Origin of the sequence: Streptomyces eurythermus, from assembly GCF_014649115.1 — a bacterium.
In the GTDB taxonomy this organism is placed as follows: Bacteria; Actinomycetota; Actinomycetes; order Streptomycetales; family Streptomycetaceae; genus Streptomyces; species Streptomyces eurythermus.
On record NZ_BMSK01000002.1, the window covers coordinates 18,055 to 35,064 of the forward strand.

Here is a 17,010-nt window from a genome sequence, read left to right on the forward strand (position 1 = left end):
CTCCTCATGTGGTCTCACCGCGCCGCGAAAGGTGCCCGAACACCCGGGACACAGCGGCCACCAGGGGCTGTCCGGGCAGGTCCTCGAGCGGTACGGGACGGTCCTGGGCGTCGCTCACGGGCAGCCGCCAATTGGGGTACACCGCGGACGTGCCGGGGATGTTCTGGGACCGGCGGTCGCCGGTCGCGTCGGGCAGCCAGACACCGAGCAGCCGCGCCGGCGTCCGGCACAGGAAACGGTGCAGCGCGACCACCTCCCCCTCCGGGTCGGGCAGCAGGCCGAGCCGCTCCAGCTCCGCCAGCCAGCCGTCGCGCTCGGCCGTGGCGGCGGCCTTCTCCTCCGCCTCCGGGCGCGTGAGCAGGTCCAGGCGGGCGCGCTGCGCGACATGCTCGCCGCTCAGCCAGGCCGCGGTCGGCGGCAGGTCGTGCGTGGTCAGGGTGGCGAGGCAGTCCCGCCGCCACCGCTCGGGCGGCAGCGGACCGTGCCGGCCCGCCGAGCCCCCGAGGTACTCGAAACGCTGCACGGACGTGCCGAGGACGCCCCGCGCGGCGAGGGACTCGCGTACGCCGTCCTCGACCGTGCCGAGATCCTCGCCGATCACGGCGGCCCCCGCACGGTGCGCCTCCAGCATCAGCACGCCGAGCATGGCCTCGCCGTCGTAGCGGACGTACGTGCCCTCGGACGGCGGCCGGCCCTCCGGCACCCACCACAGCCGGAACAGGCCCATCACATGGTCGACGCGCAGCGCGCCCGCGTGCCGCAGCCCGGCCCGCAGCAGCGCGGCCGGCGGCCGGTACCCGGACGCGGCGAGCCCGTCCGGACGCCAGGGGGGTTGCCCCCAGTCCTGGCCGTGCGGATTGAAGTCGTCCGGGGGCGCGCCCACGCTCATGCCGGCGGCCAGACAGTCCTGGAGGGCCCAGGCGTCGGCGCCCTCCGGGGCCACCCCGACCGCCAGGTCGTGGATCAGACCGATCGCCATGCCGGCGCCGGTGGCCGCCCGCTGCGCCGCGGCCAGCTGTTCGTCGGTGGTCCAGGCGAGCCAGCGGTGGAAGTCCACCTCGGCGGCCAGTTCCTGCCGGGCGCGGGCCACGGCGGGCGACCGCGGGTCCCGCAGCCCGGCCGGCCAGGAACGCCATGCCCCGCCGTGCACGTCCGCCAGCGCGCACCAGGTGGCGAAGTCCGTCAGGTCCCGGCCCTCCCGCGCGGTGAACGCGGCGAACGCGGCGGCCCGTCCGGGGGAGAGCGGCACCTGGTGCACGGCCCGCAGCGCCTCGTGCTTGAGATGGCGTACCGTCTGCCGGTCGATGAGCAGCTCGCCGCGCAGCACCCCGTCGTTGAGGGCCCGGGCCCGGGCGAGACACCGGTCGGCGACGCGGCGCGGCTCGCCCGTGAGGTAGGCGTACTCCGGGATCGCCTCCACCCTCAGGTGCATGGGGTCGGGGTACCGCCGGGAGCTCGGCCGGTACGGCGACGGGTCCGGCAGCGGGCCGGGTTCCATCGCGTGCAGCGGACCGAGCTGAACGAAGTCCGCCCCGAGCGCGCGCCCCGACCAGGACGCCAGCTCCGCCAGGTCACCGAGGTCGCCCATGCCCCAGGAGCGGCGCGAGAGCACCGAGTACGGCTGGACGAGGAACCCCCAGTGCCGTCCCGCCGGCACGGGCAGCCGTTCCGGTACGACGAGGAGCGGCGCGGAGCCGCTCCGCCCCGGCGCGCCGACGTGCAGGGTGTGCCGGCCGACGGGCAGCGGGCCGGACAGGGCGGCGGTGCCCCCTCCTTCCAGCTCCACCTCGGCGGTGGCGTTCCCGGGCAGTCCGAGCGGGGGCACGACGCCGCCACGCACGACGACGCAGTCGGGCAGCAGCCGGTCCGCCGTGCGCTCGCGGTGGGCCGCGAGGGCGGCCCGGGCCGCCGCGCCGGTGGCCGCGTCGACACCGCACGCGGCGAGCACGGCCACGAGGGTGCCGGGGGGCACCTCCACCCGCTGCCCCCGGTCGGTGGTGTAGGCGGTGGCTATGCGGTGGGCGCGGGCCACCTCGCGCAGGGCGTCGGTCATGACGGCTCCTCGGAGGTGCCGAAGAGGCGTTCCAGGACGACGGCGACGCCGTCCTCGTCGTTGCCGGGCGCGATCTCGTCGGCCATGGCCCGCAGCGCCGGGTGGGCGTTGGCGACGGCCACGCCGTGCCCGGCCCAGGCCAGCAGCGGTATGTCGTTGGGCATGTCACCGAACGCCACGGTGTCGGCCGCGTCGAAGCCGAGCAGCTTCGCGGCCCGCTCCACCCCGGCCGCCTTGGTGGTGCCCGCCGGCAGGACCTCCACCATGCCCCGCACCGAGTGCACGACGGTGACCCGGTCCCCGCACAGCGTCCGCGCCACGGACTCGACGTCGTCCTCCGGGACGCTCGTGTGGTGCAGGACGAGCTTGTCGATGGGGTCGGTCCACAGCAGGCGGCGGTCGGTCGTGACGTCCCAGCCGTGGCGGACGCGTTCGCCGAACCGGGGGGTGACCTTGAAGCGGCTCTCCGGCGGCGCCGTCACGACGCCCAGTTCCAGGGGCCCCAGCGCCGCCTCGACGCGTTCCACCACCTCCTGGGCGAGGCCGAGGTCGAGCGAGGCCGAGCTGAGCAGCCGGTCGGCTCCGGCGTCGTAGAGCTGAGCGCCCTGCCCGCACACGGCGAGCCCCCGGTAGCCGAGTGCGGCCAGGTACTGCTTGCAGGCCGCCGCGGGTCGTCCGGTGACCACGAGGTGCCGGGCCCCGGTCTCGGCCACCCGGGCGAGGGCGCGCAGGGTGCGGGCGGAGACGGTCTGGTCGTCGCGCAGCAGGGTGCCGTCGAGGTCGGTCGCCACCAGCCGGAAGGCCGGCCCGTCCACGAGCCCGTCGCAGGGCAGGGTGTCCCAGGTGACCCGCCCGGAGGCCAGGGTCAGCATGACGAGCAGCCGGCGTCCGGCGGAGGAGCCGGGCAGCGCGCCCCGGAACACGCCGTCCCCGGCCGGGGCCAGCGCCCTCAGCGTCATGCCGCTGTCCGCGGGCACGGCCTCGTCGGAGGCGACGGCCTCCGCGCGCGACTCCAGGCCCGTGGCGGGAGTCACGGTGCCGGGGACCGCGAGCTCCACGTGCCGGGCGTGCGGGTGCCGGTACTCCAGTGTCCGGCCGCCCGTGGCGTCCCGGAACACCCGGTACCGTCCGCGCACCCGGGCCGCCCAGTCGTCCCGTCCGGCCGCGCGGGCGGTCTCGGCGCACCGGACGAAGTCGGCGCGGGCGTACGCGGCTTCGAAGAGCCGCTCGTACGCCTGTTCGTCCAGGGCAGCGCACCGTCCGTAGGCCGTGGTGTCGCCCAGGCCGGCGGCGGACCGTACGACGAGTTCCCGGTGCCGGAACCACGCGTCGGCGGGCAGGGAATCGAACCAGCCCCACCGGACGGCGTCCTCGACGGGGAAGGGCCTGGGCCGGTCGCGCAGCAGGTCCGCGAAGGCCTCAAGGCGGCGGTCCGCGCTGCGCGACCAGGTGAACCGGCGTGCCGTGGCACGGGCGTTGGCCGACAGCCGGGCGTAGTCGCCGGGGGCCGTGCGGCGCAGCTCCACGGCCTGGCGGATGCGCTCGGCGAGCGCCGCGGCCAGGGCGGGATCGTCGTCGCGGAACGAGCCGGGCAGCGACAGGCCGGTCGCCCGCGGGTCGTCCACGGGCAGCGCGTGCCCGAAGTGCGCGGTGACGCTCTGCGCGGTCGCGATCGGCACCGCGCCGCACGCCATCGCCTCGGCCTGGGCGATGAGGAAGCCGTCCAGCTCGAACTTGGAGGGGAACACACAGAAGTCGGCACACGCGGCCTGCTCGAACAAGGTGTCCTCGTCGGCCAGCCGCCAGTCCAGGTGCACGCGGCCCGGGAACCGGTCGGCGACGCTCTGGAAGTAGGCGTTGGCGGCCGGTGCCGTGCCCCCGCCGCCGTTGGTGGCGAAGCGCAGCACGAACACGGCTTCGGTACCGCCCGCCAGGACCTCCTCGACGGCCCGGACCAGCTCCAACTGCCCCTTGTGGTGCACCGCGTAGCGGGCGGCGTGGTAGAAGACCGGCAGCGACGCGTCAAGGCCCAGGCCCCGCAGGACCGCCTCACGGTCCACCGCGCGCGGATCCCTTGCCAGCCAGCTGTCGGAAATCCCGCAACCCCCGGTGAAGAGCTTCGGCGCCCGCTCGCGCAGCATCCGGGACACCGGAAGGGCCCCGAACAGCGACTCGAACGGCGTGTCGCGGAAGGTGCTGTAGTGGTCGCGCTGGCCCGGCGAGACGAAGTCGACCAGATCGGCGTGGGCCAGGATCATCGGCAGGAACGCGATGTGGTCCGGGCCGGCCTCGACGTGCATCCGGGTGCCGGCCAGGACCCGCGCCATGATCGCCTCAGGGCTGTCCTCGGCGGGCAGCGGCGCCGCGAACGCCTCCAGGTCCGCGTCGACGCCGAACACGCCCAGCAGCCGTTCCACCTGAGGGCGGTACACCGCCTGGGCGACGGGCGCGTTGGCCGCGACCGTGCTCACCGTCCGCAGGGCCGGATCGCCGGCGAACAGCGTCGGCAGCAGGTAGTGGTAGTACGGCTCGAAGCCGTGGACCACGGCCTCCCCGCCGCTCAGGTACCGCCGGATGAAGTGGGCGCCCGCGACCTGGAACACCAGCGGCTTGAAGTACGCGAGGTCCCTGCCCTCGGTGCCGGGCGGCGGATACAGCCGGCCGGGGAGCAGGTCCAGGCAGGCGTCGGAGAGGAGGTACACGTCCACGCCGTCCCTGCGCAGCAGGTGGGCCCGTGTGGTGAGGTCCAGGCCGATCTCCGCCGGGTGGTCCGGCCACACCTTGGGGTCCGGTACCAGCGGCACGCGGTGCTCGTGGACGTAGGGGAGGTCCTCGACCGGATGGTCACGCCGCAGCGTTTCCAGCAGCCCGTGCGCGGGGGTGACCAGCGAGACACGGTGACCGCGTGCCGCGTACTCCCGGGAGAGGTTCCACACCAGCGGGGACAGCCCGCCGCGCATCAGACGGTTGTCGAACCCGCCGCACTCGAAGGCGAAGTGGATGACATGCACGGCCGCTCCCTCACCAGTGCGCCGCGGCGCGCGCGCCGGCCGCGCGCAGCCCCGGCAGGTCGATGAACTCGGTGTGGGTGCCGACGCTCCCGCACACGAAGGCGCCGGCCACCGAACCGCTCAGCACGCACTCCTCCAGCGGGCGGCCCTCGAACCAGGAGTGCAGGAACGCGGTGACAAAGGCGTCCCCGGCACCGTTGCTGTCCACCACCGGACGCTCGGGCCGCACCGCGGGGAAGTGCCGGACCCGCGTGGCGCCGCGCTCCAGCACATGGCAGCCGTCGGCGCCGTCGGTCGCGACCACGAACCGGGCCCGGCCCTCGTCGAGGATCGTCCGCAGCACGGTCTCCAGCCGGTCGTGGATCGCCGCCGCGCTCAGGAAGACGTAGTCGGAGTTGAGGGCGTAGTGGCGGTGGTGCGGATTGTGCCCGTCCCAGTCGTGCAGATCGGTGGAGCTGGTCACGCCGAGCCGGTGGACGTCCTCGTACATGTCCTGGTTGTGGCCGATGATCGACAGGTGGACGTGGGCCGACCGCTCCAGGAAGGGCAGGTAGAAGTCGCGGGGCAGCCTGAGGTCGGCGGGGTGGCGGCCGTCGTAGAAGGAGAAGCGGCGGCCGTGCGGGTCCACGAGGTTCGCCGAGCGCGGGGTCCCGTGCGGTGAGACCAGGTGGCTGAAGTCGAGGCCCTGGCGGGCGTAGTGCTCCAGCACCATGCGGCCCTGCGGGTCGTCGCCGAGGAAGTCGATGAACTTGGTGCGCAGTCCGAGCGCGTGCCAGCCCAGCGCGACACCGTTGCCGGTGTGCCCGACGTAGTCCTTCAGCGGCTCCACGAAGACCGAGTCGCCCGGCGGAACGCGCAGCTCGTCCACGCGCACGATGGTGTCCACCCCGACCCCGCCGACCACCAGGACGTCGTAGTCGGCCGGACGCGGTGCGCGGGTGTGGTGTTCGGGCAGGGTCATGCGCTCACTCCTTCGGCAACGTGCTGAACGCGTCCGTCCTCCAGGACGACCGCACCGTCGATGTCGGCGCCGGGCGGTATCACCGCGCCGGGCAGCACCACGCTGCGGCGCACCCGGGCGCCCGCGCCGACCCGCACACCGGGAAAGAGCACGCTGTCGTGCACCAGCCCGGCGTTGACGAGGTCCGACGGGACCACCGACGTACGTACTCCCGGCGCGCCTGCGACCCAGCGCCGCCCGACCTCCGGCCGCACCGTCCGCGGCATCCGCCCGACGGGCAGGGGCGCCCGGGGCCCGGCGGCCAGGGCCAGGTGGGCGCGGTGGTAGCGCTCGACGGTGCCGATGTCCTCCCAGTGGCCGCGCACCTCGTGCCCGCGGATGTGCTCCCCGGCCGCGAGCATCGCGGGGATCACGTCCCGGCTGATGTCGTGCTGCCAGTCGGTGCCGTCCAGCTCGGTCAGATACCGGCGCAGCACGGCGGCGTCGAAGACGCAGAACGCGGCGAAGACCAGGTCCGAGGTGGGGTTCTCGGGTTTCTCCGTGAACTCCGTCAGCCGGCCGCCGCCGTCGAAGCGGACCATGCCGAACAGGTGCACCCAGCGCATGTCGATCCGCTGGTAGGCGACGGTCAGCGCCGCGCCCGAGGCCCGGTGCGCCGCGACCAGCGGACCGTAGTCGTAGCGGTAGACGTGATCGGCGTGCAGCACGAGGACGTCCCTCGTGCCCTCCGTGAAGACGTACTCCGCCTTGCGGATCAGCGCGTCGGCCGTGCCCCGCTCCGGCGGCCAGGTGCGCGGGGGCAGCGCGGCGGGCGGCTCCGGGCCCGCGTAGGCGGCGTCGTACGGGCCGAAGCGCACCCGGAAGCCGGGCCCGGTGTTCCACGTCCGGTGCAGGTCGTCCATCAGCAGCCGCTCCTCGTACTGGGAGAGCAGCAGCACCTCCGGAAGGCCCGAGTCGCGGGCGTTGGCCAGGCTGAAGTCGATGAGCCGGCAGGTGCCGCCGTACGGGACCAGCGGCTTGAGCCGTCCCGTGCCGAGCGGGCCCATCCGCCGTCCCTCACCGCCCGCCAGCAGCACCGCGCGTACCGTGCCGAGGTCAGCCATGACGCACCTCGTCCCACGTCACCCGGCCGGAGGACAGGGTGAGCAGCAGCCGGCCGGCGCCGCTCGGAGCCTCGCCCGTGAACAGCCCCGGCGCCGCGCGTTCCAGGGTGCGCACCTGAGGCAGGGCCCGGTCCGGGCCCCGCCGGGGCTCGACGACTTCCACTCGTTCGGCGTGCGGGAGCCGGTACTCCAGCCGTCCGTCGCCGAGGAACCGGGACCGGTCGCGCAGCCGGGCGGTCTCCACCGCGGGCACCGCTTCGGGAAGCCGGTCCAGGACCCGCTCGCAGACCGCGAAGTCGGCCCGCTCCCAGGCGGCGCGGAACATGGCCGGCGCGGCGTCCGCGCCGAACGGGGCACGGCGTTCGTAGGCGGCGATGTCACCGTGCGCGAGCGCGGCAGCGGCGGTGACCGACGCGTCGGGGAGCAGGTCGAACCAGCCGTGCCGCAACGCCAGTTCGGTGGACAGGACGGCGGGCCGGCCCTCCCACAGACCGGTGAACGCCGCCAGGTGCAGGTCGGCGCAGTGGTCCCAGGTGAAGGTCCGGGCGACGGCCGCGGCCCGCTCGGACAGCTCACGGTAGCGGTCGGGATCGTCCGACCACAGGGCCACCGCCTGCCGGATGCGCTCCGCGAGTGCGTCGGTGAGCAGGTCGTCGTCCTCCGCGAAGGAGCGGTTCACGGAGAAGCCCGTCGTGGTGTCCGGGCCGTCGGCGTGCCGGAAGTGCTCCATGCCGCGCTGGTCGGTGGCGATCGGCACCGCGCCCACGGCCATGGCCTCGCCCTGGGCGATCAGGAAGGTGTCCATCTCGAACTTGGAGGGGAACAGGGCGAAGTCGCAGGAGGCGGCGTACGAGAAGACCCGTGCCTCCTCGACGCGTTCCCACTCGAAGTGCAGCCGGCCCGGATGGCGGGCGGCCACCTCGTGGAAGAAGGGGTCGTCGATGCCGTTGCCGGAGATGCAGCGGATGACGAAGCTGGCCTGAAGACCCTCGCTCAGCACCCGGTCCACGGCCCGCATCAGCTCCATCTGGCCCTTGTGGTGGACCGCGTATCGGGCGTTGTGGAAGAACGCCGGCAGGGCGGGATCGAGGCCGAGGCCGCCGAGCACCTTCGCCCGGTCCACGCCGGCCGGATCCCAGGCCAGCCACTGGTCGGAGACGGCGCAGCCGCCGACGAACATCTTGTGGGCGTTGCGCCGCACCACGTCGGCGATCGGCAGCCGCCGGAAGAGCGCCTCGAACGGGGTGTCCCGGAAGCCCGCGTAGAAGTCCAGCTGGCCGGGCGACAGGAAGTCGATCAGGTCGGCGTGCTCGGCGGTCAGCTCGTAGATCGCCACGTGGTCCGGCGGGTAGGTGTAGTGCAGGTGGGTGAGCTGCTGGTACTGCACGAGCGCCGCGGGCGCGTCGGTCTCGGGCTCGACAGGCGGCAACTCGACGTTCACGCCGAGCAGTTCGAAGAGGCGCTCCACCTCCGGCCGGTACACCTTCTTGGCGATCGGCATGTTGCTCTGCACGTTGCTGACGACCAGCTTCGTCGGGTCGTCGCGCAGCGCGGCCGGCAGCAGGTAGTGGTAGTACGGCTCGTGCGCGTGGACGATGGCCTTCTCACCGCCGAACCAGCCGCGCAGGAAGCGCACGCTGTCCGCCTGGAACACCAGGGGCTTGAAGAACACCAGGTCCCGGCCCTTGGCGGAGTACGGCGGGTAGAAGGTGTCGGGAAGCTGGTTCAGGTATTCGTTGGCCAGGAAGTACAAGTCCACGCCGGCCAGCCGGATGCGGTGGGCGGTGGTGCGCAGTGCCAGCTCGGCCTGTGCGGGAAAGCCCTGCCAGACCCGGGGGTCGAGGGCCACCGGCAGCGTGTAGGTGTCCTCGTAGGGCAGGTCCTCCACCTCGTAGCGCCGCCGCAGGTCGTCCAGCCGGCCGTGGGCGGGGGTGACGATGGAGACCCGGTGTCCCCGGGCGGCGAAGGTCCTCGACAGGTTCCACAGGTACACGGACGTGCCGCCCTGAAGGAAGGTGTGGTCGAATCCGCAGCACTCGAAGTACGTCTCGATGATGTGCATCCTGGGCGCGTTCACGACGGTCATGTCCTCGCGTGGGTCGTCGGGGCGGGGGCGGCCGGCGCGAGCGCGTGGCGCAGGTCGATCGCCGCGTGGTAGGGGCGGGCGTGGTCGTGGTTGTAGCCCAGCTCGTGCAGGAGCCGGCGCAGGTACAGCAGCCGCCGCAGCGGATCACCGGAGGCGGGGCCGAGCAGCAGGCCCAGCACGCGCTCGCGCCAGAGGTCGGCGGTGCGGAAGACGCCGGCCAGCACGGCCCGGCCCGCGGGCGGCAGACCGGGCGCGCCGTCCAGGGCGCCGTACATCGTCTCGGTCGCGTCGACGCCGAGCCTGCGGGAGCTCTCGAAGGCGGCCTCGTCGGCGGCGAAGTACTCCAGCGCGCGCCGCACGGCGACGAGGTCCTGTACGGGGGACTGGGCGGCGTACTCCGGGTCCTTTGGTGACAGGGCGGGCGTGGACAGGTCGATGACGCTCATGTGCCAGGCGCCGTCGTCCCCTTCGGAGCACAGCAGGTGCGACAGGTGCAGGTCGCCGTGGCAGGGGCCGGCCCCGGGCGCCGTCGTCCGGCTGGCGAACGCTTCCTTCAGCCGGTCGAGTTCGGCGGCGAGGGCGTCGAAGGCGGCGCTCCGGGCGGCCTGGGGAAGGGGTACGCCGTCCTGGGGGAGGGGCGTGTCGGCCCGGGCCAGCTCGGCCAGCCGTGCCGAGGACCGCGCCAGGGCCTCGGCCACCGGGTAGCCGGTGGCAGGGGCGCCCAGGCGTGCCGCCAGGTCCCGGTGGAAGCCGCGCAGGAAACGCCCGGCGGCGCGCAACTTCGGTTCCAGCGGCAGCAGATGGGCGCGTACGAGCCGCTCGGGCGCGGTGCCGGCCGTGAGCCGGGGCCACAGGGAGCGCAGGTTCTCGCGCAGCGGCGCGTCGATCCCCCGGCCCGGAGCACGGCGGTAGAGGACGCCCACGGGGTGCCGGGACCCGCGCACGGGATCCGTGTAGGTGTAGTCCCCGGCCCACTCCGGTGTGTACCCGGTGCCGCTCATGCGGCGGAGCAGTTCCGGTTCGTGGACCGCCCCGGTCGGCCGCCGGTAGGTCTTGTGGAGGTACGCGGATCCGGCAACCTCCACCAGGGACAGGGAGTTGGAGGACCAGCCATGGTCGAAGGGGAGCCGACGCGGCTCGCCCGTCGGGGCCGAGGGCGCCCGGCGGAAGTCGACGTGCCCGCCGCGGGCGGTGCGCAGCCGGGCTCCGGTGAGCACATGGCGCACGGCGGCGAGTCCGTGCGGCCCGTCGTCACCGGCCGCGGTCAGGGCGCCCGACGGATCCCGGCGCGCGGTCAGGAAGATCCGCTCGCCCGAGGCGGGCCCGCCGACAGCGGCCACCACCAGCAGCAGCTCGCCGGAGCCCAGTTCGGCGTGGTCGACCGCTTCCCACCGGTGCGCGGCCCGCAGGTCGCGCGGCATCCAGGGCGCGGTGCGCAGCAGGGGTTCGAGGCGCAGGGGCTCGAAATCGTCGTCGCGGAACACGTACGTGCTCAACTCCCGGTCATCTCATAGGCGTTGATGCCGCGCCGCCAGACGGCCAAGGCGACGGCGACGGCTGCGGCGGTCACCAGCGGCAGCCAGATCACCCGTCCCGTGGCGCCGGTCAGCAGATAGCCACACGGCACGTACGAGGTGAAGGCGAAGGGGAGCACCCAGGTCAGCACCGCGCGCAGCGAGGGGTGGTAGATGTCCAGCGGATAGGCGGCGAACTCGGACACCTGGCTCGCCGCGTACATCGACGGCAGACTGGTCACCGTCCAGAAGGACAGCGAGGCGAACAGCAGCTTCACCGAGGTGTGGATCAGGGCGCCGCACAGCACGAGGAACGGGGCGGCGAGCCACTGCACCGGGGTGAGACGGAGCCCCAGCTCGCTGCCGGACCACCCCACCAGGACGGCGCCCACGGCGAGTTCGCCGAGACCGTCGGGGTGGAAGAAGCGCTCCGACAGCAGCGAGAACAGCGGGTTCACCGGCCGGATCAGACAGCGGTAGAACTCACCGCGCTGGACCAGCTTGCGGCCCAGTTCCCACAGCTGGTCCGTGAAGAGGTGGTCCAGGCCGCGCGGCAGCAGCGAGAAGCCGAGCAGGAACAGCACCTCGTGATAGGTCCAGCCGTCCACCGCGGGCACCTGCCGGAACACCAGGCCCACCACCGCCGTCTGCAGACCCACCCGGACCAGGAAGGCCCCCGCGCCCAGGAGGAAGTCCACGCGGTACACGCTCAGCCGGTGCAGCCCGACCCCGCCGAGGAAGAAGGCCAGCCGCACATGGCGCCACACCGTGCCGGTCATCCGCCGAGCACCTCCAGACGGCTCAGCGAGGCCCGCCACAGCACACCGGCCAGCAGCGTCAGACCGGCCGCCCAGCCGATCTGCCGGGCCAGCACGTCGACCGCGCCGGCCACTCCGTCGTAGCGGCCGAGCAGGAGGGTGAGCGGTCCGTCGACCATGCCCCGGAAGGGCAGCGCGGACGCCAGTGCCGAAAGCGGCCCGGGCATCAGCGCGAGGGGCACCAGCTGCCCAGCGAAGAAGGCGACCACGCTCTGCTTCACCATGCGCACCCCCCAGGTGTTCGTGGTGACGAAGCCCGTCATCCCGGTCAGCAGGTTCACCAGGAAGGCGAGCAGCACGGACAGCGCGGTGGACACCGCGAACAGCACGACGTCCACGGGCCGTGGCGTGGTGAGCGGCACGAGCAGCGCGAACAGCACGAGCACGGGGACGCCGACCAGGACGGCATTGGCCGCGACCACCGGCAGACAGGCGAAGAACCGCATCACCGGGTAGCTGACGGGCCGCACCAGCATGACGGCGACGTCACCGCGGTAGACCTCGGCGGCGACCTCGTCGTCCACCCGGTTGGCGTGCAGGATCTGCAGCACCTGCGCCACGAGCAGATAGGTGGTGATGCTCTCGGAGGTGAAGCCGCCCGGGCCGCCGCCGGGCGGGGCGTCCGCGTACACCGCCCGCCACAGGAAGACGGTGATGGCCGCGCCGGCGGCGGCCGTGATCCCGGTGGTGACGAACGTCGAACGGTACTGGAGCAGGGACTGGAGCCCCCCGGTGGCGAACGGCAGATAGCGCCGGGCGCGTGCGGCCGGGGGAAGCGGCGTGGGGTGCTCCCGTACCCGGCGGAGCGCGCCGCCGGTCCGCGGGCCGTTCATGCCGCACCCTTCCGCCGGCCGCCCGGGACCCTGGCGGACGGGGCCTCTCGGTGCCCGCCGTAGATCCTCCGCAGGACGTCCTCCAGATCGGGTTCGGGCGCGTAGCAGTCGGTCAGGTCGAAGTGGTCGAGCAGGAAGCCGAGCACCTGCCGGGAGGTGAACCGGTCCGCCGGGTAGTCGACCCTGATCCGGCCGTCCTCGGCGGACGAGGCGCTCGCCCCGGGCAGCCCCCGCTCTATCTCCGCGCGGACGGGCCCGGGATCCGGCCGGCCCCGGTGGTCGAAGACGACCGAGCGCCGCTCGGCGGTGCGCAGCAGGTCCCGGATGCTGCCCTGGTGGACGACCCGCCCCCGGTCCACGACCAGCGCGCTGTCGCAGATGGCGGCGATGTCCGCGATGTCGTGGCTGGTGAGCACGACGGTCGTGCCCAGCTCCCGGTGGACGTGGTTGACCAGCCGCCGTACCGCGTCCTTGAGCACCATGTCGAGGCCGATGGTCGGCTCGTCCCAGAAGACCACCGCCGGATCGTGCAGCAGGCTCGCCGCGATCTCGGCCCGCATCCGCTGCCCCAGGCTCAGCTGGCGCACGGGCGTGGTGCCGAGGGCGTCGATGTCCAGCAGCTCGCGGTACAGGGCGAGATTGCGCCGGTACACCGCGTCGGGGATGTCGTAGATCCGGCGCAGGATGCGGAACGAGTCCGGCACGGACAGGTCCCACCACAGCTGACTGCGCTGCCCGAAGACCACCCCGATCCCGCGGGCGTTGGCCTGCCGGTGCCGGTAGGGCTCGATGCCCCGGACCAGACAGCGCCCGCTGGTCGGCGTCATGATGCCGGTGAGCATCTTGATCGTGGTCGACTTGCCCGCCCCGTTGGCGCCGATGTACGCCGTCTTCGCGCCGGCCGGGATCGTGAAGGACACGCCGTCGACCGCGCGGACGACGCGGTGCTCCCGGGTGAAGAGGGTGGCCAGACTGCCGGCCAGGCCCGGCTTGCGCTCGGTGAGCCGGAACTCCTTGACGAGGTTCTCCGCGACGATCACGACAGCACCCGTTCCAGGGCCTGTCCGAGCAGTCCGACGCCCTCGTCCAGGAGCGGTTCGTCGATGGTGAAGGGCGGTGCCAGACGCAGGATGTGCCCGCCCAGGGCGACTCGGAGTCCCAGGTCGAGGGCGGTGCTGTACACGGCCCGCGCCAGGTGCGGCGCAGGGGTGCGGCTCGCCCGGTCGGTGACGAACTCCAGCCCGTACAGCAGCCCCAGACCGCGTACGTCCCCCAGGTTCTCGAAGCGGGCCGCGAGGGCGGCGAGCCGCTCGTGCAGCAGCTCGCCCAGGACCCGGACGCGCTCGATCAGGCGGTCGCGATCGACGACCTCGAGCGTGGCCCGAGCCGCCGCGATGCCGAGCGGGTTGCCCGCGTACGTCGACGCGTAGGCGCCGGCCCCGGACGCCGCCGGATGGTGCATCAGGTCGGCCCGCCCCGCCAGCACAGCGAACGGGAAACCACTGGCCAGCCCCTTGGACAGGGCCACCAGATCGGGCTCGACACCGAACTGCTCGCTCGCCAGGAACGTGCCCGTCCGGCCGCCGCCGGTGAGTACCTCGTCGGCCACCAGCAGGACGCCGTTGGACCGGCAGGCCTCGGCGATCTGCTCCCAGTAACCCGGGGGCGGCACGACGACGCCGGCGGCTCCGAGGACCGGTTCGAAGACCAGCGCCGAGACGTTCGGCTTGTCGGCGATGTGCTTGCGTACGAGGGAGGCGCACCGCAACCCGCAGGAGGGGTAGGTGAGTTCCAGCGGGCAGCGGTAGCAGTAGGCCGAGTAGCCGAGGACCGAGTTGCCGGCGAAGGACTGGTGGCCCACGTCCCAGTGCACGAGCATCCGCGCGCCCGCCGTCTTGCCGTGGAAACCCCCGCGCAGCGCGCCGACCCGGTTGCGGCCCGGTGCGGCGGTGGCCTGCACCACGCGCAGCGCGGCCTCCACGACCTCGGCGCCGGTGGAGAACAGCGCGTAGGTGTCCAGCCGTTCCGGCAGCAGCCCGGCCAGCAGCTCCAGCAGCGCGGCCCGGTCGGGCGTCGCCGAGTCGTGCACGTTCCACAGGCGCCGGGCCTGCTCGGTGAGGGCCGCCACGACCTCCGGATGGCCGTGCCCCAGGGACTGGGTCAGGGTGCCCGCCGCGAAGTCCAGGTACTGGTTGCCGTCGAGGTCCGTGAGGACCGGACCGCGCCCCTCGGCGAAGACCCGGCGTCCGACGGCCGCCTCCTCGGAGGCGCCCGGAGCCAGGTGCCGCGCCTCCCGTGCCAGCCGTTCCCGCTGGTGCCGAGCCGTCATCCGCCGCCCCCCTTCTGTGTGAACTGCCGTGCCGGGCAGCACCGTTGGGCGGTGCCGGAAGCGAGTCAAACACCAACGCGGCGCCGGGTGCAAGAACTTGCTGAAAGTTGCTGAACAACCTTGCGTCCGTTGCGCGGCGTCTGCTTGAGTCGGGAACAGCTCCACCGGTGACACCGCGACTCTCGCTCAAGGAGACATCCGTGAGACCACAGATCCAGTCCCCGCCGCGACACCGGTGCCCGGCATGAAAGCCCTGGTCCTGGCGGGCGGCACCGGAAGCCGGCTGCGGCCGTTCACCCACACGAGCGCCAAGCAGCTCCTCCCCATCGCCAACAGACCGGTGGTGCACTACGCCCTGCGGGCGATAGCCGACGCCGGCATCGAGGAGGTGGGCGTGGTGGTCGGCCACCACGGGGACGACGTCCGCCGCGCGGTCGGCGACGGCTCGGCCTTCGGGCTGAGCATCGCCTACCTGAACCAGCCCCGGCCCCTGGGGCTGGCCCACGCCGTGGCGGTCGCCCGCCCGTTCCTGGCGGACGACGACTTCCTGCTGTACCTCGGGGACAACCACCTGGAGGACGGCGTGACGGGATTCGTCCGGCGCGCCGCCGCCCGGCGGGACGCCGCCCGGCTGCTGCTCACCCCCGTGTCCGACCCCACCGCCTTCGGCGTCGCGGAAGTCGACGACGACGGGGTGGTGCGGCGGCTGGAGGAGAAGCCGGAACGGCCCCGCAGCGACCTCGCCCTGGTCGGGGTCTACGCCTTCACCCCCGCCGTGCACGAGGCGGTGCGCGCCATCCGCCCCTCCGGGCGCGGCGAGCTGGAGATCACCCACGCGGTGCAGTGGATGATCGACCGCGAACTGCCGGTACGCGCCGAGACCACCACCCGCCCATGGCGTGACACCGGCAGCGTCGAGGACCTGCTGGAGGCGAACCGGCAGGTCCTGGACCGGATGGAGGGGCGCGTGGACGGCAAGGTCGATCCGCACAGCGTCCTGGTGGGCCGGGTCCGCATCGCGGACGGGGCGGTGGTGCGCGGATCACGGATCGTCGGACCCGTCGTCGTCGGCGCGGGCGCCGTCATCAACAACTCCAGCGTCGGCCCGTACACCGCCGTCGCCGAGGACTGCCGGATCGAGGACAGCGCGATCGAGTTCTCCGTGCTCCTCCAGGGCGCGTGCGTGGAAGGGGCCGCACGGATCGAGCGGTCGCTCATCGGCCGGGAGGCCGTGGTGACCGCCGCGCCCCGCCCGCCCCAGGCCCACCGTCTCGTCCTCGGCGACCACAGCAAGGTGCAGCTCACCTCATGACCTCACGCATCCTCGTCACCGGCGGAGCCGGCTTCATCGGATCCGCCTACGTCCGCGCGCTGCTCGGCCCCGCCGGACCGCCCGGCGTCTCGGTCACGGTCCTGGACAAACTCACCTACGCGGGCAGCCTCGCCCGCCTCGACCCGGTGCGCGGCCACCCCGGCCTGACCTTCGTGCACGGCGACGTCTGCGACGCCGCGACGGTACGGCGGCTGGCGGCCGGGCACGACGAGATCGTCCACTTCGCGGCGGAGTCGCACGTCGACCGCTCCATCGAGGACGGCGCCGGCTTCACCCACACCAACGTGATGGGCACCCACACCCTGCTGGACGCGGCACTGCGGCACGGGGTGCGGACCTTCGTGCAGATCTCCACCGACGAGGTCTACGGCTCGATACCCGAGGGCGCCGCACGGGAGGAGGACCCGCTCAGGCCCAGCTCGCCGTACGCGGCGTCGAAGGCCGCGGCCGACCTCGTCGCGCTGGCCCACCACCACACCCACGGCCTGGACGTCCGGGTGACCCGCTGCTCCAACAACTTCGGCCCGTACCAGCATCCGGAGAAGGCCGTTCCGCGCTTCGTCGCCACCCTGCTGACCGGCGGTGACCTGCCGGTGTACGGCGACGGGCGGCAGGTGCGCGACTGGCTGCACGTGGACGACCACGTGCGGGCCGTGGAACTGGTGCGCACGGCGGGGCGGCCGGGGCGGACGTACAACATCGGGGGTGGCACCTCGCTGACCAACCTGGACCTCGCGCACCGCCTGCTCCGGTGGTGCGGAGCCGGCCCGGAGCGCATCACGCACGTCGAGGACCGCAAGGGCCACGACCGGCGGTACGCGGTGGACCACGGCAGGATCACCGCGGAGCTGGGATACCGGCCAAGGGTCGGCTTCGAGGCGGCGCTGGCCGCCACGGTGGACTGGTACCGGACCCATCGGGCCTGGTGGGAGCCCATGCTGGAGTCCGTGTGACTCCGGCCCGCACGGC

General features: G+C 73.5%; 12 protein-coding genes. 2 read left to right on the top strand and 10 right to left on the bottom strand.

Going from position 1 to position 17,010, the window contains the following annotated elements; all coding sequences use genetic code 11:
* Positions 1 to 4: 4 nt before the first annotated feature.
* The 10 genes from malQ to IE251_RS02995 are packed head-to-tail and all read right to left on the bottom strand — an operon-like array spanning position 5 to position 14,708.
* Positions 5 to 2,053, bottom strand: a complete 2,049-nt coding sequence (malQ, locus tag IE251_RS02950) for a 4-alpha-glucanotransferase (protein WP_189751331.1) — start codon at positions 2,051 to 2,053, stop codon at positions 5 to 7.
* Positions 2,050 to 5,064, bottom strand: coding sequence for a Cof-type HAD-IIB family hydrolase (locus IE251_RS41860; RefSeq protein WP_307784878.1), 3,015 nt, complete (start codon positions 5,062 to 5,064; stop codon positions 2,050 to 2,052). Before IE251_RS41860 ends, malQ begins: the two co-directional genes overlap by 4 nt.
* A 10-nt stretch (positions 5,065 to 5,074) precedes the next feature.
* Positions 5,075 to 6,025: a carbohydrate kinase family protein gene (locus IE251_RS02960; protein WP_189751332.1), complete on the bottom strand. Its 951-nt coding sequence runs from the start codon at positions 6,023 to 6,025 to the stop codon at positions 5,075 to 5,077.
* Positions 6,022 to 7,128: a sugar phosphate nucleotidyltransferase gene (locus IE251_RS02965; protein WP_189751333.1), complete on the bottom strand. Its 1,107-nt coding sequence runs from the start codon at positions 7,126 to 7,128 to the stop codon at positions 6,022 to 6,024. The genes IE251_RS02960 and IE251_RS02965 overlap by 4 nt, the downstream gene beginning before the upstream one ends.
* Positions 7,121 to 9,214, bottom strand: a complete 2,094-nt coding sequence (locus IE251_RS02970) for a glycosyltransferase (RefSeq protein WP_229896558.1) — start codon at positions 9,212 to 9,214, stop codon at positions 7,121 to 7,123. Before IE251_RS02970 ends, IE251_RS02965 begins: the two co-directional genes overlap by 8 nt.
* Entirely contained in the window at positions 9,211 to 10,710 is a 1,500-nt protein-coding gene (locus IE251_RS02975; protein WP_189751334.1) for a hypothetical protein, read from the bottom strand. The genes IE251_RS02970 and IE251_RS02975 overlap by 4 nt, the downstream gene beginning before the upstream one ends.
* Complete coding sequence (locus IE251_RS02980) at positions 10,707 to 11,507, bottom strand: ABC transporter permease (protein ID WP_189751335.1); 801 nt, start codon at positions 11,505 to 11,507, stop codon at positions 10,707 to 10,709. The genes IE251_RS02975 and IE251_RS02980 overlap by 4 nt, the downstream gene beginning before the upstream one ends.
* On the bottom strand, positions 11,504 to 12,379 hold the full coding sequence (locus IE251_RS02985; protein WP_189751336.1) for an ABC transporter permease: 876 nt from the start codon (positions 12,377 to 12,379) through the stop codon (positions 11,504 to 11,506). Before IE251_RS02985 ends, IE251_RS02980 begins: the two co-directional genes overlap by 4 nt.
* Entirely contained in the window at positions 12,376 to 13,419 is a 1,044-nt protein-coding gene (locus tag IE251_RS02990; protein ID WP_189751337.1) for an ABC transporter ATP-binding protein, read from the bottom strand. The genes IE251_RS02985 and IE251_RS02990 overlap by 4 nt, the downstream gene beginning before the upstream one ends.
* Positions 13,416 to 14,708 carry an aspartate aminotransferase family protein gene (locus IE251_RS02995; protein ID WP_189751338.1) on the bottom strand — a complete coding sequence of 431 codons (1,293 nt, stop codon included), beginning with the start codon at positions 14,706 to 14,708 and terminating at the stop codon, positions 13,416 to 13,418. Before IE251_RS02995 ends, IE251_RS02990 begins: the two co-directional genes overlap by 4 nt.
* A 244-nt stretch (positions 14,709 to 14,952) precedes the next feature.
* Here IE251_RS02995 and IE251_RS03000 point away from each other — a divergent pair, with 244 nt between their 5' ends.
* Together IE251_RS03000 and rfbB are read left to right on the top strand one after the other, a co-directional pair.
* Positions 14,953 to 16,020 carry a glucose-1-phosphate thymidylyltransferase gene (locus IE251_RS03000; protein ID WP_189751339.1) on the top strand — a complete coding sequence of 356 codons (1,068 nt, stop codon included), beginning with the start codon at positions 14,953 to 14,955 and terminating at the stop codon, positions 16,018 to 16,020.
* The gene (gene rfbB, locus IE251_RS03005; protein WP_189751340.1) at positions 16,017 to 16,994 is read left to right on the top strand and encodes a dTDP-glucose 4,6-dehydratase; all 978 of its coding nucleotides are present in this window, start codon (positions 16,017 to 16,019) and stop codon (positions 16,992 to 16,994) included. The genes IE251_RS03000 and rfbB overlap by 4 nt, the downstream gene beginning before the upstream one ends.
* Positions 16,995 to 17,010 lie beyond the last annotated feature (16 nt).

Excerpts from the sequence above, each read along its gene's own strand:
- malQ (WP_189751331.1), bottom strand. The coding sequence starts at position 2,053 with ATGACCGACGCCCTGCGCGAGGTGGCCCGCGCCCACCGCATAGCCACC.
- IE251_RS02960 (WP_189751332.1), bottom strand. The coding sequence starts at position 6,025 with ATGACCCTGCCCGAACACCACACCCGCGCACCGCGTCCGGCCGACTAC.
- IE251_RS02965 (WP_189751333.1), bottom strand. The coding sequence starts at position 7,128 with ATGGCTGACCTCGGCACGGTACGCGCGGTGCTGCTGGCGGGCGGTGAG.
- IE251_RS02970 (WP_229896558.1), bottom strand. The coding sequence starts at position 9,214 with ATGACCGTCGTGAACGCGCCCAGGATGCACATCATCGAGACGTACTTC.
- IE251_RS02980 (WP_189751335.1), bottom strand. The coding sequence starts at position 11,507 with ATGACCGGCACGGTGTGGCGCCATGTGCGGCTGGCCTTCTTCCTCGGC.
- IE251_RS02985 (WP_189751336.1), bottom strand. The coding sequence starts at position 12,379 with ATGAACGGCCCGCGGACCGGCGGCGCGCTCCGCCGGGTACGGGAGCAC.
- IE251_RS02995 (WP_189751338.1), bottom strand. The coding sequence starts at position 14,708 with ATGACGGCTCGGCACCAGCGGGAACGGCTGGCACGGGAGGCGCGGCAC.
- IE251_RS03000 (WP_189751339.1), top strand. The coding sequence starts at position 14,953 with ATGAAAGCCCTGGTCCTGGCGGGCGGCACCGGAAGCCGGCTGCGGCCG.
- rfbB (WP_189751340.1), top strand. The coding sequence starts at position 16,017 with ATGACCTCACGCATCCTCGTCACCGGCGGAGCCGGCTTCATCGGATCC.